The sequence below is a fragment of the Helicobacter sp. T3_23-1059 genome (genome assembly GCF_053654515.1).
The window spans coordinates 22035-43975 of the sequence record NZ_JBSIUV010000018.1 but is presented as its reverse complement, the minus strand read 5'-3'; the positions used below and the strand labels follow the sequence as shown (position 1 = coordinate 43975).

At 36.4% G+C, this 21941-nt stretch carries 25 protein-coding genes and 1 pseudogene; 20 read left to right on the top strand and 6 right to left on the bottom strand.

The window, feature by feature from the left end:
* Positions 1 to 43 precede the first annotated feature (43 nt).
* From ACWIX0_RS06755 to carA, 5 genes are all read left to right on the top strand, one after another.
* Positions 44 to 1354 (top strand): radical SAM protein, encoded by a 1311-nt coding sequence (locus ACWIX0_RS06755; protein WP_454173042.1) that lies wholly within the window; start codon positions 44 to 46, stop codon positions 1352 to 1354.
* Positions 1344 to 3560, top strand: a complete 2217-nt coding sequence (locus ACWIX0_RS06750; protein WP_454173041.1) for a DEAD/DEAH box helicase — start codon at positions 1344 to 1346, stop codon at positions 3558 to 3560. The genes ACWIX0_RS06755 and ACWIX0_RS06750 overlap by 11 nt, the downstream gene beginning before the upstream one ends.
* 244 nt (positions 3561 to 3804) lie before the next feature.
* Positions 3805 to 5031, top strand: a complete 1227-nt coding sequence (locus ACWIX0_RS06745; protein ID WP_454173039.1) for an NAD(P)/FAD-dependent oxidoreductase — start codon at positions 3805 to 3807, stop codon at positions 5029 to 5031.
* Positions 5032 to 5223: 192 nt separating this feature from the next.
* Positions 5224 to 5775 carry a DUF507 family protein gene (locus ACWIX0_RS06740; protein ID WP_454173037.1) on the top strand — a complete coding sequence of 184 codons (552 nt, stop codon included), beginning with the start codon at positions 5224 to 5226 and terminating at the stop codon, positions 5773 to 5775.
* Between the two features lie 27 nt (positions 5776 to 5802).
* Positions 5803 to 6981 carry a glutamine-hydrolyzing carbamoyl-phosphate synthase small subunit gene (gene carA, locus ACWIX0_RS06735; protein ID WP_454173036.1) on the top strand — a complete coding sequence of 393 codons (1179 nt, stop codon included), beginning with the start codon at positions 5803 to 5805 and terminating at the stop codon, positions 6979 to 6981.
* A 55-nt stretch (positions 6982 to 7036) separates the two neighbouring features.
* Here the strand turns inward: carA and argB are convergent, their stop codons facing one another.
* The 3 genes from argB to ACWIX0_RS06720 form a co-directional block, all read right to left on the bottom strand.
* Complete coding sequence (gene argB / locus ACWIX0_RS06730; RefSeq protein WP_454173034.1) at positions 7037 to 7897, bottom strand: acetylglutamate kinase; 861 nt, start codon at positions 7895 to 7897, stop codon at positions 7037 to 7039.
* Positions 7898 to 8015: 118 nt separating this feature from the next.
* The gene (locus ACWIX0_RS06725; RefSeq protein WP_454173032.1) at positions 8016 to 8348 is read right to left on the bottom strand and encodes a histidine triad nucleotide-binding protein; all 333 of its coding nucleotides are present in this window, start codon (positions 8346 to 8348) and stop codon (positions 8016 to 8018) included.
* 149 nt (positions 8349 to 8497) lie between these two features.
* Positions 8498 to 8965 (bottom strand): hypothetical protein, encoded by a 468-nt coding sequence (locus tag ACWIX0_RS06720; RefSeq protein ID WP_454173030.1) that lies wholly within the window; start codon positions 8963 to 8965, stop codon positions 8498 to 8500.
* Between the two features lie 156 nt (positions 8966 to 9121).
* Between ACWIX0_RS06720 and ACWIX0_RS06715 the strand changes: the two genes are divergently transcribed.
* From ACWIX0_RS06715 to ACWIX0_RS06660, 12 genes are all read left to right on the top strand, one after another.
* Positions 9122 to 9268 carry a hypothetical protein gene (locus ACWIX0_RS06715; protein ID WP_454173028.1) on the top strand — a complete coding sequence of 49 codons (147 nt, stop codon included), beginning with the start codon at positions 9122 to 9124 and terminating at the stop codon, positions 9266 to 9268.
* A 118-nt stretch (positions 9269 to 9386) separates the two neighbouring features.
* On the top strand, positions 9387 to 10298 hold the full coding sequence (locus ACWIX0_RS06710; RefSeq protein ID WP_454173026.1) for a beta-ketoacyl synthase chain length factor: 912 nt from the start codon (positions 9387 to 9389) through the stop codon (positions 10296 to 10298).
* A 22-nt stretch (positions 10299 to 10320) separates the two neighbouring features.
* A complete protein-coding gene (locus tag ACWIX0_RS06705) occupies positions 10321 to 11178 on the top strand; it encodes a lysophospholipid acyltransferase family protein (protein WP_454173024.1) in 858 nt (285 codons plus the stop codon).
* A 17-nt stretch (positions 11179 to 11195) separates the two neighbouring features.
* Positions 11196 to 11477, top strand: coding sequence for a phosphopantetheine-binding protein (locus ACWIX0_RS06700; RefSeq protein WP_454173022.1), 282 nt, complete (start codon positions 11196 to 11198; stop codon positions 11475 to 11477).
* 40 nt (positions 11478 to 11517) lie between these two features.
* Positions 11518 to 11775, top strand: coding sequence for an acyl carrier protein (locus tag ACWIX0_RS06695; protein ID WP_454173020.1), 258 nt, complete (start codon positions 11518 to 11520; stop codon positions 11773 to 11775).
* Between the two features lie 27 nt (positions 11776 to 11802).
* A complete protein-coding gene (locus ACWIX0_RS06690; protein WP_454173019.1) occupies positions 11803 to 12447 on the top strand; it encodes a hypothetical protein in 645 nt (214 codons plus the stop codon).
* Positions 12440 to 12751 carry a hypothetical protein gene (locus tag ACWIX0_RS06685; RefSeq protein WP_454173017.1) on the top strand — a complete coding sequence of 104 codons (312 nt, stop codon included), beginning with the start codon at positions 12440 to 12442 and terminating at the stop codon, positions 12749 to 12751. Before ACWIX0_RS06690 ends, ACWIX0_RS06685 begins: the two co-directional genes overlap by 8 nt.
* On the top strand, positions 12724 to 14301 hold the full coding sequence (locus ACWIX0_RS06680) for an AMP-binding protein (RefSeq protein ID WP_454173015.1): 1578 nt from the start codon (positions 12724 to 12726) through the stop codon (positions 14299 to 14301). Before ACWIX0_RS06685 ends, ACWIX0_RS06680 begins: the two co-directional genes overlap by 28 nt.
* A 1-nt stretch (position 14302) precedes the next feature.
* Positions 14303 to 15481 (top strand): hypothetical protein, encoded by a 1179-nt coding sequence (locus ACWIX0_RS06675; RefSeq protein WP_454173013.1) that lies wholly within the window; start codon positions 14303 to 14305, stop codon positions 15479 to 15481.
* Positions 15482 to 15539: 58 nt separating this feature from the next.
* On the top strand, positions 15540 to 16010 hold the full coding sequence (locus tag ACWIX0_RS06670) for a hypothetical protein (RefSeq protein ID WP_454173011.1): 471 nt from the start codon (positions 15540 to 15542) through the stop codon (positions 16008 to 16010).
* A 31-nt stretch (positions 16011 to 16041) separates the two neighbouring features.
* Positions 16042 to 16551: a hypothetical protein gene (locus ACWIX0_RS06665; protein ID WP_454173010.1), complete on the top strand. Its 510-nt coding sequence runs from the start codon at positions 16042 to 16044 to the stop codon at positions 16549 to 16551.
* A 47-nt stretch (positions 16552 to 16598) separates the two neighbouring features.
* A complete protein-coding gene (locus tag ACWIX0_RS06660; RefSeq protein ID WP_454173008.1) occupies positions 16599 to 17018 on the top strand; it encodes an acyl-CoA thioesterase in 420 nt (139 codons plus the stop codon).
* Positions 17019 to 17585: 567 nt separating this feature from the next.
* Here the strand turns inward: ACWIX0_RS06660 and ACWIX0_RS06655 are convergent.
* Positions 17586 to 17711 carry a hypothetical protein gene (locus tag ACWIX0_RS06655; protein WP_454173006.1) on the bottom strand — a complete coding sequence of 42 codons (126 nt, stop codon included), beginning with the start codon at positions 17709 to 17711 and terminating at the stop codon, positions 17586 to 17588.
* Positions 17712 to 18043: 332 nt separating this feature from the next.
* A pseudogene (locus ACWIX0_RS06650) lies at positions 18044 to 18187 on the bottom strand (IS1595 family transposase); the annotation flags it as partial.
* Between the two features lie 401 nt (positions 18188 to 18588).
* Here ACWIX0_RS06650 and ACWIX0_RS06645 point away from each other — a divergent pair.
* The 3 genes from ACWIX0_RS06645 to ACWIX0_RS06635 all read left to right on the top strand — a co-directional run bounded on the left by ACWIX0_RS06645 (position 18589) and on the right by ACWIX0_RS06635 (position 21190).
* A complete protein-coding gene (locus ACWIX0_RS06645; protein ID WP_454173004.1) occupies positions 18589 to 19119 on the top strand; it encodes a hypothetical protein in 531 nt (176 codons plus the stop codon).
* A gap of 79 nt (positions 19120 to 19198) precedes the next feature.
* Positions 19199 to 20287 (top strand): hypothetical protein, encoded by a 1089-nt coding sequence (locus ACWIX0_RS06640; RefSeq protein WP_454173002.1) that lies wholly within the window; start codon positions 19199 to 19201, stop codon positions 20285 to 20287.
* A gap of 303 nt (positions 20288 to 20590) precedes the next feature.
* Positions 20591 to 21190: an ion transporter gene (locus ACWIX0_RS06635; protein ID WP_454173000.1), complete on the top strand. Its 600-nt coding sequence runs from the start codon at positions 20591 to 20593 to the stop codon at positions 21188 to 21190.
* A 286-nt stretch (positions 21191 to 21476) separates the two neighbouring features.
* Here ACWIX0_RS06635 and ACWIX0_RS06630 read toward each other — a convergent pair whose 3' ends face one another.
* Complete coding sequence (locus tag ACWIX0_RS06630) at positions 21477 to 21929, bottom strand: pseudoazurin (protein WP_454172998.1); 453 nt, start codon at positions 21927 to 21929, stop codon at positions 21477 to 21479.
* Positions 21930 to 21941: the final 12 nt, after the last annotated feature.

Here is a 21941-nt window from a genome sequence, read left to right as displayed (position 1 = left end):
AGAAAGAAGATTTTAAGAGTTGCGCTTCTTTTTGGACTCTCTAATGACAACTTCGACTAAACAAATCAACGAAAATGACATATTGCCACTGCCTAAAACACTCGAATTTTATGAGATTGAAAATGAAGTGCTAGTGATTGCTAGTGATTGTGGAAATACGCTAGGGCTTTTTAATGCAAATCAAGTAGAGATTTTTAAAAACTTGCAACAATACTCCATTGCCAACGCTGAAAGAATGGCGACAAATCAAATGGATTTTCATTTTGTCGTAGCACAGATTTTGGATAGAGAGTTTTTTGATACACCGCTTGAAATGTGTGATGAATACGATACCGCACAAATTTATTTAACCAATGCTTGCAATTTATCCTGCCCACATTGTTATATGGATTCTGGCAGGGCAAATGAAAATGAGCTAGATTCTACGCAATGGTTTGAATTACTTGATAGATTAGTCAAGCACGGCATAAAAGAAGTGATTTTTAGCGGTGGGGAAATATTGCTACATAAACAATGCTTAGATATTATCAAGTATGCCAAAAATCTTGGAATGATAGTAAGGCTAAAAAGTAATGGCGTGCTATGGAAAAAAGAGTGGATTAGTGAGATTGTGCCATTTATCGATGATATACAAATCAGCATTGATGGAGTCAATGAGGAAATGAACGCAAAAGTGCGAGGTGCTTCAAATTTTAAAAAAGCATTATCTAGCGTGGAGGAGTTTTTAAAATGTGGGGCAAAAGTCATCATCGCCACAACGCCAACCTATGAAAATATCGATGAAATGGAGGCTAAATTTGTGGATTTTGCTACAAATTTACTAAATAAATATGGGGACAATTTAAAATTTATCGTTTCACAAAAAATGCTTGGCGGGCGCGGTATAGCGATGAAATATGGCGATGAAGCAAGACAATATGCTAAAAAAGCGGATTTTATAATGCAAAAAATTTATCCAAACTATACAATCAAAAATCTAGCGATAAATATGGAGAAAAAACAGCGCGTTAGAAATTGTGGCTATGGGAATCTAAGTTTTTCAAGCAATGGAAATATTTATCTTTGCAATCGTGTTGATGAACTAAAACCATTTGCAAATATCAATGATGATTTGGGGGAAGTTTTGCGCAAAGCAAAAGAGTTTAATAAACAAAGTAGCGTGGATTTTATAACCCCTTGCAAAGATTGCAGTGTGAGGTATATTTGCGGGGGTGGGTGCAGGATTGATGAATATAGTTTTAGAGGTAGGCAAGAATTATTGCATAAAGAATTAACCAAAAAATGTGATGAAAACTTTAGAGCAAAATTTAAGCAATCATTACTAGATGGGTTAAAATACATTTATGCAATATAGTTTGCGACTTAGGTTTAGCATTATCAGTGATAAAATCTGCGTAGAATTTCAAAAATGCGTAGATAAATTAGCACCTGCGATAAGGACAAAAAGCGTCATCACAAATGCAAATCTTAGCGATAATGAGAGAGAACTGCTGATATTTTTGCAACAGATTTTGGGTAAAAATCCGCCATTTGTAGTAGAAAAGGATTTGTTTTGTGATTTGTTGTTTAAAAAGATTGAAAATCTTAATTTTTTATTTATGCAAAACAAAAATAGGAGTCTAAAGCGGATTTATAAAATCCCATTTGAAATACCACCATATAAATTTGGCACGCTAAAACCGACAAATATCAAAATCTACATTCAACATATTTACAAACATAAATGTCGCGTGGAATCTTATTTTGATTTTAGTGGCAATGAGATTCCGCTAGGATATAATTTTTTGATAATCAAAGACAAAATGCTTTTCAAAATGGATACAGCAGAGATTATCAGCAAGGCAAACTCTATTGTCTCAAATATATTTGATAACTCTTTTTCTTTTGATGAATTACATAGTCTTAAAAATGAATTTATCGTGCTTATAAAATCGCTAGATAAAAAACAAAAAAGCGTTAGTTTTGGGAGCAATTCTAATGGGTTTTTGTCATTTGATAGGGATTTAGAATACGATACAGATTTGTATAGCAATCTATTAGAAGCGTATTTAAGAAATAGAAATTATGTAGAATTAGATGATAGGGTGTTGTTTTTTAAAGATAGTGATTTGAGTGAAAAGGCTATCTTGCAGATAGTCCAAAAATCAAATATGCAAGATAGCAATATTGCAGAGTTTTTAGAAAAAATCAAAAATCTTGCGCTATATCCTTGCGATTACGCATTGGAAAATATAAAAAATAGCATTAAAGTGGAGTTAAAAACTTATCAAATCGAAGGTGTTTTGTGGCTATGCAATCTATACAAAAACAATGCTTGGGGTGGGTTATTAGCCGATGATATGGGGCTAGGGAAAACCCTGCAAACTATTTGCTTTTTTGTGGCTAATCATATTGATAATATTCTTATTATCTCCCCCGCTTCGCTTGTGCAAAATTGGAAAAATGAAATTTTAAAATTTACACACATAGATGAAAATGATATTTCTACGAGTTTGCAACTCTCTAAAATCCAAATCATTTCTTATGAAAGCGCAAGAATCAATTTTTTAAAATTGCCTAAATATCAACTTATAATTTTAGATGAATCCCAAAAAATCAAAAACAACAAAACACAAATTTTTAACGCTATCAATCAAATCAACCGTGATTTTACTATCATCATAAGTGGCACGCCTATCGAAAACTCTTTGCTTGATTTGTGGAATATGATGAGCGCGGTTAATGCTAATTTTAAATGGCTATATGAGCGCAACATTGCTCCATTTATGCAAGATTCTCAAAATGCTATCCATTTAAGTATCAAATTACTAGCCCCATTTATCAAAAGACGCAAAAAAGATGAGGTGTTAAATCTACCCCATAGGCACGATGAGATGGTGTTGGTAGATTTTAGTGATAGCGAAAAAGAGGCATATAATGACATTTATAAAATCTTTTGTGCCGCGTTAAAATCTAAATTATCAGCTAGGGCAAATTTTGTTATACTGCAAGGACTTTTACGGCTTAGGCAATTTTGTAGCATACATCATACGATTCCAACCACGCTTTATAATTGCCAAAATCTGCACGATTCTAAATTAAACGCGCTGTTAAGATTAGTCAATGATATACTTGATAGACAAGAAAAAGTCATCATTTTTTCACAATTTACAAAAAGTTTGGAAATACTAAAATCTATGCTAGATAAAACAAATTTTTTGTATTTAGATGGCAGTGTTTCTAAGAACAATCGAGTAAGATTAGTCGAGCAGTTTCAGGCACAAAATAGTCCATTTAATGTGTTTTTGGTAAGTCTAAAGGCTGGTGGTGTCGGGCTAAATCTCACAAATGCGCAAAATGCCATTATGCTAGAGCCTTGGTTTAATCCTGCGATTGAAGAGCAAGCCTTTAGCAGAATCTATCGCATAGGGCAAAATAAACAAGTGCATATTTATAGATTGCTTTATGCAAATAGTATAGAAATGCAAATAAATAGCCTTATAAATCATAAACTTAACCTTTCTCAAAATCTAAACAAAGAGCTATTAAAAATGGCTAAAAATATGTTTAGCTATGATTAGCCCAAACATTCTAGTCAATCTTTGCTAGTCAATCTTTGCTAGTTGATTTTGCGTTTTTAGCCCTATTTATGACATTTTAATGCCAACTACTTAGATTCTAACTAGCAATAAAATTTGGACAAAACTTTATAAAACTTTACACAAAATCCTTAAAAATCATTGATTTTTTTAAACTTTTATCAACTCTTTTTTATTATCATTAGTGCAAAAAATCACTACAAAATCAACAAATCAAGGAGCAAAAATGCAAAGCACCACACCGCAAAATCCACCCAAAATCCTAATCATCGGCGGAGGCTATGGAGGGCTAAAAGCCGCGCTAGGATTGCAAAGAAAGCTAAAATCTAAAGCCCATATTACGCTTATTTCAAAGCACGACTACCATTATCAAACGACATTGCTTCACAAAGTCGCCATAGGCACGCTAGGTTCGCGCAAAGCTAGAATCTTTTATCGCAAAATCTTAGATCCGCAAAAAGTAGGCTTTATCAAAGACAAAATCATAGAGCTATGCCCGCAAGAAAACAAAGTGAGAGGAAATGGAGGGGAATACCACTATGATTATTTAGTCATCGCACTTGGGTTTAAGCCAGATAGCTTTGGCGTAAAAGGCGTAGATAAGCACGCTTATAAACTATCCTCGCTAAATGCAGCCCTAAAGCTAACCAAAAATATCGAAAATAAGTTTAAAGAATATACGCATACCAAAAATCAAAAAGACTTAGAAGTCGTGGTGTGTGGCACGGGATTTACAGGGATAGAATTTACCGCTGAGCTAGCCACTCAACTTGATGAGCTATGCCTTATTTGTGGGATTGATAGGAGTTTGCCAAAACTCACTTGCATAGGCAGGGCAAAGCAGATTTTGCCTGTGTTTGAGCCTAGCCTAGCAAAAATCGCTCAAAACAAGCTAGAAAAATACGGCGTAAATGTCCTAACAGGCACAGATATAAAAGAAATCCAAGAAGGCAAAGTCCTAGCCCAACGAGATGGCATAGACATAGAAATAGAGGGCAATACAATCATTTGGAGCGCAGGGGTAAAGGGTAGCGACATCATTGAAAAATCCATAATCCCAAACAAAAAAGGCAGAATCCCCGTAAATGCCCAACTCCAATGCGAACCATACCCAAATATCTATGTAGTGGGCGATAGCGCACTAGCCACCGACAAAGATGTAATCCACGCTCCAACCGCCCAACTATCAGCGCAAATGGGAGACTACATAGCAGAGCTACTTATCGCCAAACTCAAAGGCAAAGATTTTAAAAAACCATTTAAATTTAACCACAGAGGCACGGTGTGTTCTATCGGGCATACCGATGGCGTGGGCGTGGTATATCACAAAAATGTCAAAGGGGAATTTGCAGCATTTATGAAAAATACCATAGAAAATAAATGGCTATTTAGCTTAGGCGGACTCCCTATGGTATTTAAAAAAGGGCAGTTTAGGTATCGCACGAGCAATTAGGGAGGATTTTTGGCTGTGGCTTTGCTTGCGAGCGTTTTTGCAAGCATTTTTGCTTCATTGTAGATTTTTTGCATTGCGCGTTGCTATCTTTTTGTGCCAAAACTTTACCCGCTTAAAAAGAAATTTATCAAAAAACGCTACAATACGCTATTTTATTTATACGATTTTAACTTCATTCTCAAGGTTTATACAATGCGCTTACGACTAAATCATATCAACTACATTGCAAACAAAATCGCCCTAGAGCTTTACAACGCTAGCTTTGTAACGCTAAATGTCCCTCTAGAATCCATAGCCAAAATCGCCCAAGAAATCCTAGAATCTGATACCAAACAAGAACTAGCAATCGATAAAAAAGCCCAAGAAATCGTAGAGGAAAACCAACAAGAAGTGGATTTTATCCGCGCTGATGAGAGGCGACTTTTTGGGCTTATCAAAAAACAAATCGCTAATGATGAGAAATTTTTGCTTTTTTGGGACGATAGGTATAACGCCCTCTCTCATAGGATTTTAGACGCCCTTGTGGCAAAACAATACATTAGTTTTAATGTCAGCAACAATCAAATAAAAAATGTAATTTTTAGGGCGATTGATTCTTTTGCAAAGCTCCACGATAATATCCAAGATGAAGTGATGCAAAAAATAAAAAGCTATAAACGAAAGCTACTTGCAGGCACTGATGAATACGAGCTAATCTATGAACGACTATATGATGAGGAACTACGCAAAAAAGGATTTTTATAACGCGTCATAAATAAGGGACGAAGTATAATGAAACAACAAAGCACGCAAAACGCAGAATCAAAAAACAAACAAACAAAGAAAAAAGTTTGGATTTATTGCGCAAATGGCGCATTTTTTAGCGGGCATTTATTTGCAGGTGGTGGCACAAGCGTAGGGGAGCTAGTGTTTAACACTTCTTTATGTGGCTACCAAGAAATCATCACAGACCCAAGCTATGCGGGGCAGTTTATCACTTTTTGTATGCCAGAGATTGGCATCATAGGCACAAATCCAAAAGACTGCGAAAGCAGGGGGGTTTTTTGCAGAGGTGTTATCGTGCGACATTATGAGGATTTTGTCTCAAATTTTCGCTCAAATCAAAGTTTAAAGTCATTTTTGGATTCTGCAAATGTGCTAGGGATATGCGATATAGACACTCGCGCTATTGTCAAAATGCTACGAAAAGACGGGGCAATGATGATGGTGGCTTCTAGTGAAATAAGCGACAAAGATGAGCTAGCAAAGATTTTAGGCAAATCTACTCCCATAGAGTGTGAAAATCTAATTAAGCAAGTAAGCACAAATACGCGATATACACACGGTGAGGGGGTGTTTGATTTTGCTAAAATGGACTATGTAAAATCTAAACCCAGCCAAAAAATCATCGTCATAGATTTTGGTGTAAAGCGAAATATATTAAATGAACTTGCAGAAGTGGGGCTAGAACCTGAAGTATGGGGGTATGAATTTAGCGCAGAAGAGATTATCTCTTTATTTAAAAAAAATGAGATAGGCGGGGTTTTTCTCTCAAATGGACCGGGGGACCCCAAATTTTTACGCCCACAAATAGAGGAAATAAAAAAACTAATCACAGCAAAAATCCCTATTTTTGGCATTTGTCTAGGGCATCAGCTTTTATCTATCGCGCACGGACACGACACGCATAAGCTAAAATTTGGACATCACGGGGGCAACCACCCTGTAAAAAACCTAGCCACCCAAAGCATAGAAATCACTTCGCAAAATCATATCTACTCCGTGCCAGAATCTATCGCAGAAGTAGCAGACATTACGCATAGAAATCTTTTTGATAGTAGCATCGAGGGAGTGCGCTACAAAGACTCGCCGATTTTCTCCCTCCAGCATCACCCAGAATCAAGCCCTGGACCCAAAGAATCCCGCAGTATTTTTGCAGATTTTGCAACACTGATAAAAAAGAATAAATAGCTTGTAAATGTGTCTGTTTGCGTTTGTGGCAGGCTATGATTTGCCCTCTTAAATACTAATCACGCAAAATTGCCGTGCCTATGCCCTTGTCTGTAAAAAATTCTAATAGCAAACAATGCTCTATCCTGCCATCGATGATATGCACGCGAGATACGCCATTTTCTATCGCTTCTATGCAGTTTTGTAGCTTTGGGAGTATGCCACCACTCACGCCATCACTTTTTAGCAGATTTTTTGCTTCGCTTGTTTTTAGGATAGGGATTAGGCTTTCTTTGTCGCTAAAATCGCGATAGATTCCCTCTATATCGCTTAAAAATACGAGTTTTTCGGCATTTAGCCCTTGAGCGATAGCACAGGCTGCATCATCGGCATTTATATTGTAGCCCTGCCCGCTTTTATCCGCGCTTATAGGGCATATCACAGGGACAAAATCACTATCAAGCAAACTCACAATAAGCCGAATATCCACAGATTTGACATTCCCTACAAATCCTATATCTTTGCCATTTATGAGCTTTTTGCTAGCATTTAGAGTGCCTCCGTCTTTTCCACTTATCCCCACAGCCCTAACCCCAAAGCTACCCATATAGCCCACTAGCGATTTATTGATATAGTTTAGCACCATTTCAGCTACTTGCAATGCACCCTCATCAGTGATACGAAATCCATCTTCAAACTTTGCTTCCCCGCCTAGCTTATTTATCCATTTGCTAATTTCTTTGCCACCGCCGTGAATGATGATGGGCTTAAATCCTATGGATTTAAGCAATGCAATATCAAGCACCACGCTTTTTTTTAGATTTTCATCTTCCATAGCACTCCCGCCGTATTTGATTACGATGATTTTGCCACTAAATCGCTGAATATATGGCAATGCTTCAATAAGGACTTTTGCTTTTTGTTGGAGGGTTTGCATTTGTAGGGATTCCTTAAAATGTTTGTTTTTATTTATGGTTGTAGATTTTGTATGCCTAAAATCTTTTAGATTTTAGACAATATTTTAGATAGCATTGTAGCTAGCATTGCAACGCGACTTAGGCGAAATTGCCACCAAGTCGCTCACCACCTAAAATGTGAAAATGCAGATGGGGGACTTCTTGCCCGCTGTCTTTGCCTATGTTTGTGATTAGGCGATAGCCACTATCTTTTATGCCGACTTTTTCTACGACTTCTAGGATAAACTCACTCATTTTTCCCATAAGACTAGAATCAATCTCATTAAAATCTTTTAGCTCTTTTTTGGGAATGGCTAAAATATGCACCTTTGCTTTTGGGGCAATATCATAAAACGCCAAAAATTCATCATTTTCATAGACTTTGTTGCAAGGGATTTCGCCTCGCACGATTTTGCTAAAAATTGTGCTCATTTATCGCTCCTTATGTGGTTTTGGATTATATGTTATTTTAGGATTTAGATAGCTTGCAAAGCATTTTATATTCCTTATAAATCCGTTATTTAGTTTAGATTTTGCTATGTTTATTATGTAGATTTTAGCTTTTTTGTTAATGCAAAATTTTAGTGCAAAAAGCGAGATTCTTGGGCTTGCAAGATTCGCTTGCTTTCTTTTTTTAGGCTATATGCTTCATCATAGGATTTTTGTATGATGGAGTGTAGCATTTCTAGTTTGGAGGCATTTTCTTCGCCCTCCAACATATCTAGGGCAAATCCATATAACTGTATGTTTTGCACAATATCAGCAAAAGCCCTCTCCCTTGCGCGGATATACTTACTCTCATCTTCGATAAACTCTCCCACCTCTACGATTACGCGCTCTAGCACAAATCCAGCTAAAGAGCCTAGTTTTAGTCTATCATAGAGGATATGTTTTGTAGTTGCTAGTTGTGTATCTATGTGGTCTTTATCACTTTTGCTCATATAGATAAGCACACTTAGCACTGTAATCACTGCATCTATATCAGGTCCCAAAGAGCGAGATTTCCACCGAATGATAAAGCGTTGGAGCTTGGAGAATTGTGGCAACATAATAAACCTTGCGTATCAAAAGATTTTAGCAAATCATTTTAGTTGGCTATCGCTGTTATTCCACATAAAAATGCCAACAAACACGCCAAATGCTACTAACAACAAAAGAAAATCAAACATTTATCAATCTCCTAATTTTGTTTATAAACCCGTTTTTTGCGCCATTTATCCCCACAAAATACCCCAAAACCAAAATCTACCAAAATGTTTAGGCTTGCTAGCTTTTTCTCTATCAAAATCAAAACTAGCCACTTCCTAAAAAAGCTCAAATCCCAACATAAAATCCACAACAAACGCGCATAAAGCGCATATTATAACATATAAAATAAAAAATGCACATCATCAATTCAATGTATGATATAATCTAACCGCTTTTTACGCCCTATTTGCGCCCCATCTTAAACTTCCTAAGGCTAACACAATGCAAGCACAAAAACAAAAATCTATGACACTTAGCCTACAAATGACAAATATCCACGCCATTATCTCGCCAAATGTCAATTTAGATGCTTTTGTATGCCAAAAATCTAATCAACAAAATCTTGCTACTTCCATAGATTCGCTAAAATCCTACCAACAAGATTTTCATTTGTCGCACTTGCCGCCCTTAGAGCGCAGGAGGCTTAGCAATGCTAGCAAATGTGTCTTTAGCCTTTTATCGCCACAGGAGCATACAAATAAGCCAAAATCTACACCGACAAAATCTCTGCCAATCGTTTTTAGCTCTACTTTGGGCGAGATAAATCGCTGTTTTGATATGCTACTAAATTTGCAAGATAGCTACTTGCTATCGCCTACTAGCTTTTCTATGTCCGTGCTAAACGCCACTCCAGCCCTGCTAGCAATCGCCACAAAAAACAATGCCGAAATAAGCGCGATAAGCGCAAACCCAAGCCTAGAATACGGCATAATAAACGCCTACACAAAGCTAAAAGATTCTGCTAATCACATAGATGAAGTCCTTGTGCTAAGCTATTATGAGGGATTGTGCGAAGCGTATAACTGCTACAAAGAAAACCAAAAACAACCCCCTTTGCAAAGTATCTCTACAAACGAGCCACCATTTTTACTCCTAGCCCTAAAAATAAGCCTGCCAAGACAAAACCAAACAAACCAAAATCCACAAAATCCCACATACAACGCCACGCTAGAAATAACCCACGACAATAAACCTGCCAATAATCACAAACACGACTCCCTAGAAATCATCACAAGCGAGCTAGATTTTTTGAGTGCCATAAATGCGCTAGATTCTGCAAAAAGTTTTTCTTATTGCATACTGCCAAAAGAAAATGATTCTATGATTTTTAAATGGCATATAACCAAAATCTAAATATACAAAAAAAAACACCAAAATGCAAAATCTAACATATATTTTTATGAAAATCAAAAACACTGCAAACAACGCATTAGATAGATTTTGCAGGTTTTTTGTGGCAAGTTTTTCGTTTGGGATTTTTGGGATTATTTGTGGGTGTGGAAACCTAATCTTTATCCCGCTTATTTTGCTAAGACTTCATCGCTACAAAAAAGTGCAGTATTTTAGCCGTGATTTGGTGCGATACGCGTGGAGATTGTTTTTGTGGATTTTGTGTTTTTCTAAGCGATTGCAATATCGCTTCACCATATCTAGCCAACTACAATCTAGCAAAAAACTAAGCAAGACAGAATCTAGCAAGACAAAAACCCTAGATAATGTTGGAAATCCTAGCGAGATTATCATCGCAAACCACCCATCTTTGCTAGATGTAGTCTTGCTTATTGCGCATATCCCGCGTATAAATTGTGTGATAAAAGCATCTTTAGCAAAAAATATCTTTCTTTTTGGAGCGATAAAAGCAAGCGGATATATCCTAAACACCGCAAATGAGGAACTATTGCGCCAAAGCATAGACGCGCTAAAAATGGGCGAATCTTTGCTGATATTCCCTGAAGGCACGCGCACAAAAGACAAAATCATTTTGCATAAAGCTGCTAGCTACATAGCCATTCATAGCGCGAAAAATCTAAGCGCGATTTTTATCAAAATGTCCCCAAAAAGTTTGCAAAAAGATTCAAAATGGTATAATACCACCACTCAAACACTGCGATATGAGCTATCTTTAGAAGCGCAAATCACACTAGATGAGTTTGAAAAAGATAGGGTAGATTCTATGCGTGTGCGATATTTACACGAAACTCTAAGCAATCTATATCATTCGCTAAATCACTAACTTAACAAGGAGCATAAATGCAACCAAACCACCTACAAACACTAAAAGATGCGCTAAAAGAGCTAATCATCACAGCCCTAAATTTGCCCGATATGAAGCCTAGTGATATTGATGAAAAAAGCGCGTTATTTGGCACGGAAAATAATGGCTTAGGGCTTGATAGTGTCGATGCGCTAGAGCTAGGGCTAGCTATCCAAAAAAAATATGGGCTAAAGCTAGATAGCAAACAGGGGAATCTAAAAGAGATTTTTTATAGCATAGATAGCCTCTCTGCATATATCGCAGAGCAAACCAAATAATACAAAATCTAAATCCAAACAATAACAAAAAGGAGCATAAATGGAGCAACAAGAAATTTTTAAGATTCTAAAAGACGCGTTGATTGAGCTATTTGAAATCGATGAGGCAAAAATCACGCCAGAGGCGAAAATCTATTATGATTTAGAGATTGATAGTATTGATGCGATTGATTTGCTTGATTTTATCCGCAAAAAAACAGGCTATCGTATGGAAGCCCCAGATTTTAAAGAAGTCCAAACCCTGCAAGACATTATCCAAATCGTCCATAAACAGCTTCTAGCAAACGCAAAATCTTAAAATCTAGTTTTTTTACCAAGCGCGTATATGAAAAAATATGCTTTAGTAGCGTTTAATGTGGCATTTGTAGCATTAAGTGTGTGCTATCCATTTGCGCTATATTTTGGGGAATATATCGATTTTAGCGTTTCTAGCGTAATGTGTGCTTTAGCATTTGCGTGGGGGATAAAAGCGTTTTTAGGATTTAGGGCAAAAAATAGATTTTGGATTTTTGGTTTGATTTTTTGCGTGCTTTTTACACTGCTTTTTTTGCAAAAGATATTTTCATTGCATAGCTTTGGGGTGGAGTTAGCATATTTTTATCCCGTAGCGGTGTATGTCTTGCTTTTAGTTGCATTTAGCTTTAGCCTTAGAGATGAGGCGATTATTACTAGATTTGCCCTTATCTCGCACGGCGTAAAGCGCGCTAGCGATTTGCCAAACGAAGTGCGCTGTTACCTTGTGCCTTACACGCGCACGCTTACAAAGATTTGGGCTAGCTATTTTGGATTTTGTGCTTGTGTGGCGTTTGTCTTAGCCTGCTTTGAGGATAAATTTTTGTGGAGTGTATTTTGTGGCGGAATCTGCTATGTGGCATTGGGGCTACTTTTTGGCATAGAGTGGATTTATCGATATGTTTTTTTACTTCCTAAAAAAAACATAACAAAACTAAAAAGGCTAGATAATGTTTAGACATTTTCATCAAAAAGTCATATTTAGCGATTGCGCTCATACAAAATCTCATCAAAACTTGCAAGATTTGCAAAATGATTCTATGCAAATCGCTTATGCTTTGAGCGATATTTCGCAAGATAAAATAGGCTTATTTTTAGATGATACATATCATTTTGTCGCTAGCTTTTTTGGCATACTTTTAGCCCGCAAAACCCCGTATTTGCTAAACTCCCCTCAAATAAGCACAAATGATATGTTTTTGCTAGATGATAATATATATAGCAAAAATCTAAAATGGGGGGGGGCAAGCAAAAACACTTAAAACAAGAATCACTAAACCCGCAAAAATCAATAAGCCACACTGCAAGCACAGATATTTCTCTATCAAATGCGCAATTTTTTATCCAAACTTCAGGGAGTAGTGGCGAGCCAAAATTTATCGCAAAAAATCTATATCAAATGATTTGTGAAGCGAAATTTTTAGCAGGATTTTTTAGGCTTAATGACATTACAAAAAATGGCAAAAGCACGAGCGAAGTTGTATTTGTAGGAGCGATTCCGCATAGACATTTATTTGGGCTTACTTTTAAGGTATTTTTGCCTTTAGTGTGCGGAGGAGTGGTTTTAAAAGAGCAGATTTTATCTCACCATCTATTAGTAGAAGTGCTAAACACGCACAAAAACGCCATCTTGCTAGCCTCACCAACCGTGCTAGAGATAATGCTAAAAGATGAAATCAGCCATATAAAATCCCCCAAAATCATCATCTGTGCTGGCTCGCCACTAGATAGCCACACAAGAGATGGGCTACAAAAACGATTCAACGCAAACAAACAAACGCTACAAAACATTATCTCCATCTATGGCAGTAGCGAAACAGGCGTCATAGGCTATCAAGATAGCAAAACCACTGTCAATGCCATAGACAAAATCCAAAACCAATCTAGCACTTTTTATGCGTTTCCACCTGTGAGATTGGAGCTAGATTCTACGCAGAGGCTTGTTATTTCTAGCGATTGGCTTGATAGTTTTGAAGGGGAAAATGCGAAGTTTCTTAGCAATGATTGTGCAAAAATCTATGACAACAATAACGCTAAAGAGGTAGTTTTTACGCTTTTGGGGCGATATGATAGGATTATTAAGCTAAATGAAGTGCGGATAAGCCTTGATTTTGTAGAATCGATTTTAAAAAATCATAGCTTTATAGAAAATGCCCGCGTAGGCGTGCTAAAAGGACAAAACCGCCTAAGCGCGATAATCACACTAACGAATGAAGGCAAAAACGCCTTTAGAATCTCAGGCAAAAAAGGCATAAAATCCGCGCTAAAACCCCTGCTAGATTCTGCCTTTTTAGGACAATCTGCCTCGCTTGTAAGTGCGCTTAGGTATTTTTATATCCGCTCTAAAATGCCATACAACGCGCAGGGCAAAATCACGCTAAAAGATTTTGAGATGTGCGCTAGGGAAAAAGTCGTGCCAGAGTTTAGGATTATGCAAGGTAAAAAGCCAAAAATGCAAATACAATCTAGCAAAACTTGCGCTTCTAGTGAGATAAAATCTTGCGTGTTAGAAAGTTATATTGATGAGGGGTGTTTTTATTTTGATGGGCATTTTAGTAGTTTTCCGCTTGTCCCGGGATTTGTCGAGATAGGATTTGCCCTGCAAAATGCGAGCAAACATTTAGGCATAAAGCTAGAATCCATAAGTCAAATCCAAAGCGTGAAATTTTCAGCATTTTTGCGTCCTTGTGATATGGCTAGATTAGAATTAGTGTGCAGTCAAAATCGGCTAGATTTTAGCCTCTATGCAAATGATAAAATCTGCTCTAGCGGAAAAGTGCTACTAAAAAATCAACCCCAAAATGAGTGCTAAAATGAGCAAAAATCTACAAAATCTAAAAATCCCAAAAGGGCAAAATCTATCAAATAACACGACACACAAAGATGAAAATCCGTCTAAAAAATGTCAAAGTTCGCAAAAATGGCAAAATTCTCAAAAATGGTATAACAAAAATGAATGTGCGGGTAGATTTTGGCTAAAGGTTACTTTGGTGCTTGTAAGTGTTTTTTACCACCCGATTTTGCGCCCGATTTTAAAACTCTGCATAGCGTTTGTAACGAGCGTGTATTTTATTTTTTCGCCAAATGAGCGGCGAAATATCGCTAGATTTTATGAGAATTTAGAGGATTTTATCACAAGCCAAAATCCGCAAACAAGGCTTAAGCCAAAATCGTGGCTACAAAGACAATGGCAAATCTATGGCAATTTTTATGAATTTGGAAGTGCGATATGCGATAAAATCGCCTCTTGGCTAGGCAAAATGTCCCACAAAGACATAGAAATCATCAATATGGATTTCATAAAAAATGAGCTAATGCCAACAAACAATAATGCAGAATCTAAAAAAGGGCAGATTTTGGTTGTTAGCCATTTTGGCAATATCGAGGTTTGCAGGGCGTTGCGCAACGAAATGGGTGAAATGGGCAAAATCCCTCTAAGCATACTAATGTATGAAAAAATCGCAAAAGATTTTATCGCGCTTTTGCGACATATCAGCAAAGACAAAGAATGCCACAATAATAGCCAAAACCCCACCACAAACTCTCTCCCAAAATCCTATCAAAGCATAATCCTTGTGGATAATTTGGATATGGATTCTTTGTTGCAAATCAAAGATTTGCTTGATAATGGGGTAAATATCGGCATTATGGGCGATAGGGTAGCCATACAAGATGGGTTTATAAGCAGGGGCAAAAATGCGAAATTTCATTTTTTAGGCAAGCCCTGCTATTTCCCGCAAGGCGCGTTTTTTTTAGCAGGATTGCTAAATGTCAAAATCTCAATGCTATGGTGTGAAAAAATCAATGGCAAATACCAAATCGAGCTAGAAAATATCAGCAAAGAGCCTGTAAAATTTATGCGCGATAAATCTAGCCTATCCAAAGAGTCGCAAGTAAGAGAGCTAGCACAAAAATATGTAACTTCTCTACAAAAAAGAGCGGTAGCAAATCCAAAATCGTGGTTTAATTTCTATGATTTTTTTGCTGCATAGAAATGCTTTTAGTATAATTTCTAAAATCTACCAAAATGGGCAAAAAAAAGGAGTAAAAATGCAAAAATCGCTAAAATCTTTTATCATAAGTCTTGTTTTATGTGGCGTGCTAGCACCTAGCGCGTTTGTAATAGCAAAATCAGGCGCACAAAAAGAAAAACGAGGTAAATCAAAGCATTACCAAGAATACAGCATCGCAGATGCCCTAAAAAGCGATGAGGCAAACGCTAGACTAACGCCAAAAATAGAGCTTTATTTCGGGCTAGGAAATACAGGAGATAAAGAGCTTGTCGCAGGTTTTGCGCAAGTAAATCACAAAAACGCGCTAAAACATTTTGATAGTATCAAAGAGGCGTGTGATAATGCCTTTGTCATCGCGCTAACCAAAATCCAACAACAAGCCCAACAAGCAGGTGGCAACTCCGCGCTACATATCGTAAGCCTAACTAGCAATAGCGCGCAAACTTATGAATGCTTAGTTCGTGCATTAGATGTCAAAGTAACGCTAAAAAGTTCATTTGGCAAGTAAGATTAGCATACCAAAAGACAAGGAAAACAAGATGAAAAATCTACCAAGAATAGCGTTTATTTTATGGTGTCTAAATAGTTTATTATCTTGCCTAAATGCAAAAAGTGAATTGCACTACTTTGACTTGCAAAAGGCTCTGCATAGCGAGCAGGTAAAATCAACATTGCCAAATAATATCGAATTTCGCTTCGGGCTAGATAGTGGCAAAGACACCCACATCATCTCACAAAATCTACAAATAACCAAACGACATAAACGCGCGTTTTCTAACTCTTTAAGTGTCGAATATTCCTGCCAAATGGCACTAGCAAAAGCACTTGTATCCCTTGCAAAAAAAGCAAGCACACTGGGCGCAAACAAAGTCGTAAATATCATAGGCATAAGAAAATCTAAAAGCGCAAAAAATATGTTTGCAAAAGATTTTTTTGATAGCAGAGAAAAGTTTGAATGTTTAGTAAGAAAAACGGGTAGCAAATCTAGGGTGTCTTTGCAAGCGGATTTTGGACAAAATGATTTTGACAAGCAAGATTTTGTCAAGTGATTTATCAAAATCCACATAAATCTAAAACGCACCAAAAGGCTCAAACGATGACAAATCTCAAGCGAACATATCATTTTATTGCGGAGTTTTTCGATGTGGATTCTATGGGGGTTATGTGGCACGGGAATTATGTGCGATATATGGAAATGGCAAGGTGTAGATTTTTAGATGAATTGGGGTTTAATTATCTAGCGATGAAAGAGGCTAGATTTGCCCTGCCAATCGTAAAGCTAGATTCTAAATTTATCGCTCCATTAGAGTTTAATCAACGCTTTTGCATAGAAGTAGAATTGCTAGAATTTGAATGCTTTTTTAGACTTAAATATACATTTTTGGATTTAGATGGCAAAAAGCTATGTCAAGCCCACACTTCTCAAGTAGCGATTTTGCTAGAATCTAAAGAGACTTGCTTTTATCTGCCAAATGATTTTATAAAGGCATTAAAGGCGTTTGTAGATTCTCACTAAATCTATAAAAATCCATAACACAAATGAAGTTAGATTGAATTTTTAGTCATTGTAAGGATTTTCATATTGTGTATTATCAAAAACTTGTCATTGCATGCGGGTTTGTCAAAAATCTCGTGGCAATCCACATAAACCCCTCCCTTGCGGATGATAATTCCACACTTTTCCTCCTCCCTTGCGGAGTTTGAATTAACTTGTTCCCCCCTCCCTTTGCGGAGGGGGTTTGGGGGTGGGTATCAGTCATTGCGAGCGAGTGCGTAAGCGCGAGCGTGGCAATCCATTATCCCCAAAACTTTTTTTTGTCATACTAAGCAAAGCGAAGTATCCAAAAAGTAGCACAAAATCGAGATTTTGACTTCTTGTAAAATTTTAAAGTAATGGCAAATAAAAGTTTGAGATATTTCGCTCAATATCACAAAGAATCTGTGCTCAAATGACAATAGATTTGCATTATTGCGAGAATTTGCGTAGCAGATTCATGGCAATCCACATAATCCCCCTCCCTTAGCACGAGGGGGTTTGGGGGTGGGTTTTTGTCATACTTAAGCGAAACGAAGTAACTCTTTATTAAAATCTAAAATCTAGAGATACTTCGGCTTCTAGCGAAACCTCAGTATGACAATTTGTAGCAAGTAGATTGCCACGCGCAATAAATTGCGCTCGCAATGACAACACACAATTACTTAACTTCATTTCATCTTAACCACACTTACTTCAAATCCTTAAAAACGCCTTGTTTAATGTTCGTTTTTTTGTATTCTGGCGTTTTGATACCAAAAAACACTTTTTGTCAATAATCATAAAAATAAGGAGTTAAATAAATTGGTGAAAGTTATATAAAAAAGGAGGCTCAAAACAACTTAAGCGGTTGATTTCTTATCATTTTTAGTAAGATTTTATACAAATCTTGCTGTTTAATTTGGGTATTATACCTAAATTCTGCTTCTTTTAAGTGAAGCAAAAAATTCTCTTTGCCCTCTTTTGCCTCTCACTCTTTTAGCACCCAAAATCTATATCAAAAGATTGCTTTCATCAATCTCTATTTCGCCATTTAATTTAGATATTTTCTCACATTCTTTTGTGATTAAGATTTTAATGTTTTTGCAAATTTTATTGACACTTTGGCGAGAAATTTTGCTTAATTTTGCAATTTTAGCAGCCTCAATATCAAGACTTCTTGCAAAGCTACGAGTGTAAGCAAAGTAGAAACATATTTAAGAATCTTTTTTTAAAATCTATCTTGTTTTTGATTCTCTTAGCCTCTTAAATTCTTGCAAAGGTTTTTATTATGTGGTGATATACTTGTTTTTTATCTTGTGCAATCGACACAATCATAACTTAAGACTCATTTATGTGAGATTAAGTTGGATTGAGCCAAGGTTTTTAATGTTGAATAATATGCTTATTTTTATCAACACAGTAATAGATTAAGGCTTTTTTATGAGAAATGAAGTTTAAAAAAACTTCATTTTTTTTGCAGTTTTTTTGAGTTAGCATAGATTTTTAAGTATAGTTTAAGGGGGGGGGGGCAGTAAAATAAGAAAATCTTTTTTATTCAAGCGGGGTTAGAATGGGTAATTTGCAAAAACTTGTCATACTAGGTGTTACATTGTTGTCTGTATATTTGTTGCTGACTTATGTTACAGATGGTAAAGTCGCAGACATAGCACAAACAATGAGAGAAAAAGAATATAGGAGTGCTTCTTTGGTAAATAGCATTGAAAGAATCTACTATGGCAATAATCCTAGATTGCCGTGTGGTGGTCTAAGTTGTGCAGTCAAGTTGCTAAATGGGGAACAATCAGCGGAATTGGTGCGTATTGGACAAGATTTAAGAAAACAGATTGATGAGTTAGAACGCCAACTAGATGTATCAATGAACGAAGCTGAAAAATTAGAGAAAACAGCTAAAACATCTATGAAAAATGCAATACGCAACTCAAATTTTTGGGAGGAACAATTATCTCGAAAAAGATTCAAATCAAATGCGGAAGAATACATAGAATCTCTTGATAAACAGATAGAAATATTAGAAAAATATTTAAAAGCGAGTCAGCAACTTGAAGAAATGATTATGGGGATTGTGAGGACGGATTTTTGATAATAACTACAATCTTACATAGTTTTATGTTTGCGGTTAATACTGCTTATACTATTCAACTCTCTTAAAAGGATTTGTTATGGAAGTCGAACTAAAACCAGATATTACCTATCAAAAAGGGCTAAATGCAATATCTTCTTATTGCGACAACTCAATATCTTATGATGATATACTTTTTTTATTAGATGACACAATGTTTGGTAGTGCAAAAGATGGTATAGTCGTTACGCGAGACTATTTATTTGCAAAAGAGAGCTACGAATCACCAGAAAGCATAGAAATAAAAAACATAAAAACACTCGAACTAAAAAAGACTTTTACAGGAATGTCAAAGCTTGTAATAAATGGTAAAAAATTTGGTTCTTTTAGCATAGACTATGATGAATTATCCCCTTTCTTAAGTTCTCTAGAGACATTGCAAGAAACAATAAAAATTAGGAAGATGGATTCTAATGCAGATGGCAAGCAAGAATATGATGGCGTGGTGCAAGCGGATAGTATTTTTAAGCGAATACACCAAGATAGATTGATACAATATTTAAGAAGCTCCAAAAACACAAAAACAGTTATGGGGTTGGCTGGCATAGCTATTGACTTATTGACAAGTGGCAACACAAGTTTTTCACAAAAAAATGCTTCGGAGCAGGTAAGAGAAGAGGTTTGCAAATTCCTTGCAAGTGTTACAATACAAATGCGAGAACAAATTGAGCGATTAAATGTCATTGGACTACAAAATGATGTTGCCACAAGAGAATTTTTGATTTATAGCGTTGCATTACTTGGGCTTGAAATGCAACGAAGAAGGATTGATGAGGAAATTATTTTAAATGTTTTAGCAGAGGGGTTACGAGAAGTATTTGACAATGAGCCACAAGTGGATTTTTTTGTAAATATTGCTTTGGAAAATGCTATGAATATAAATGATACCGATGACTTGATGTTTTCTTTTTATACGCGTTTGTTTTTAACTAATTATATAGAGAGAACTATTAGCGCAAATATGTATGAAGTTGCGGAGGTTGTGCAAGAATTATATGAACAATTTGAAATTGATATTGATGAGTATGATGACGATGAAGAAAGAGGAGCGGCTCTAATGATGCCAATATTTGAAAAAATTAGTGATATATTAGTCAAAAAATATTGCGCTAGAAAAAGAATATTTTAATAAGGCTAGATATTGTGTGGATAGGCTTTTGCAAGGTTAGTTTAATCACTTTTTATAATGTCATACAAAAATTTATATTGCATTAAAAACATAAAAGCAACCAAAACACAGGGCAAAATCCTGCAAACAAAGTTTGGAATTATAAAATCTAGCACAGGAATCTAAAGGTGTAAAATGTGTCGGCAAATGTGCAATGCTAAAAAGATTTTAGCTAAATTTTTTGACACCAAAACCTACACTTTTATCATTGGCTTTATTATCGTGCTAAATGCTATTGCGCTTGGGCTATAGACTTCTGCGTATTTGCAAGATTTTAGTGGCATTGGCTTTGTGCTAAATATTATTGATAAAATCTGTCTAGGGATTTTTTCTATTGAATTAGCGTTGCGACTTTTTGCCTTTGGGCTTGCGTTTTTTACCGACAAAAATCAACGAGGGTGGAATCTATTTTATTTTATCATCGTAGCAGTTAGTTTATTGGTGGAAAGTGAGATGAGTATTTTGCGCTCGTTGCGGATTTTTCGCGTACTACGACTTGTGTCGATTTTTTCACAAATGCGCCTTATCACAGAAGCAATGCTCCACACTCTGCCTAGCCTTGCTAGCGTTGTGGTGCTGATTTTGGTATTTTTTTATATGTATGGCGTGCTATGTGTCAATCTTTTTGGCGAGGCATTTCCGCAGTTTTTTGGCAATCTTGGGGTAAGTTTTTATACGCTATTTCAAGTGATGACGCTTGATGGCTGGAGATCTATGGTGGCACTGCCGATAATGGCGGTGTATCCTTATGCGTGGATAGTTTTTGTAAGCTTTATCATCATCATAAGTTATATGGTGCTAAACCTTGTCATAGGTATAGTCGTAGAGGCTATCGCTGAAATCAAAGGGCGAGATAGGCGTTAAAAAAAGCGTTAGAAAGCTAGATTATTCGCAAGGGGGTTTTATAAAGATTTTGCAAGGATTGTTGAAAATCAATATTTTTTACAAAAATCGTTGAAAGAAAAAACATAACAAGCTATTTTTTGAGGGATTTAGCAAAATCCAAAAAACAATAAAAAGAAATCTAGCCACTTAGAATCTAATAGATTTTGCTTACAACAAGATTATAGATTCTAAGTAGTGGGAGTAAAATCGCTAAAGGCGATTTTACAGAGAATACAAAACGCCGACAAAACGCGCTATATTCAAGCTATTTTTTGATTTGCTGGATATATTTGCCTAGTCGCTCTTTTGCTTTTGGTTGCTTAAAGATTCCATCATTGATTTGAGACATATTAGTCGCTTTGCCTACTTGAAAAACCCCTACCATACCCATAGGTGTGTGTGGTATGCACTCATAGACATACACGCCCTCTTTTTTTGGCGTGATAGTAAATTTTTCACCCTTGTTTCTCATCATTGTTTGTGGTGTTTGAAACTTCTCTGCACCTGCTGGGATTACCACACTTCGCGCATTGTGCGTAGGGTCAGTCGCCACAAAGGTAATAGTATCTCCGGGCTGTATATGCACAAACGCTGGCTCAAATACCATAGGTCCCTCCGCGCCTTTGTTAAGCATTTTGATTTCATAGTCCTTTGCAAATGCAAGGCTACACACCGCTAGAAATGCCAAAGCTAGAAGCTTTTTAGTAGTCATAAACATACTAAGTCCTTT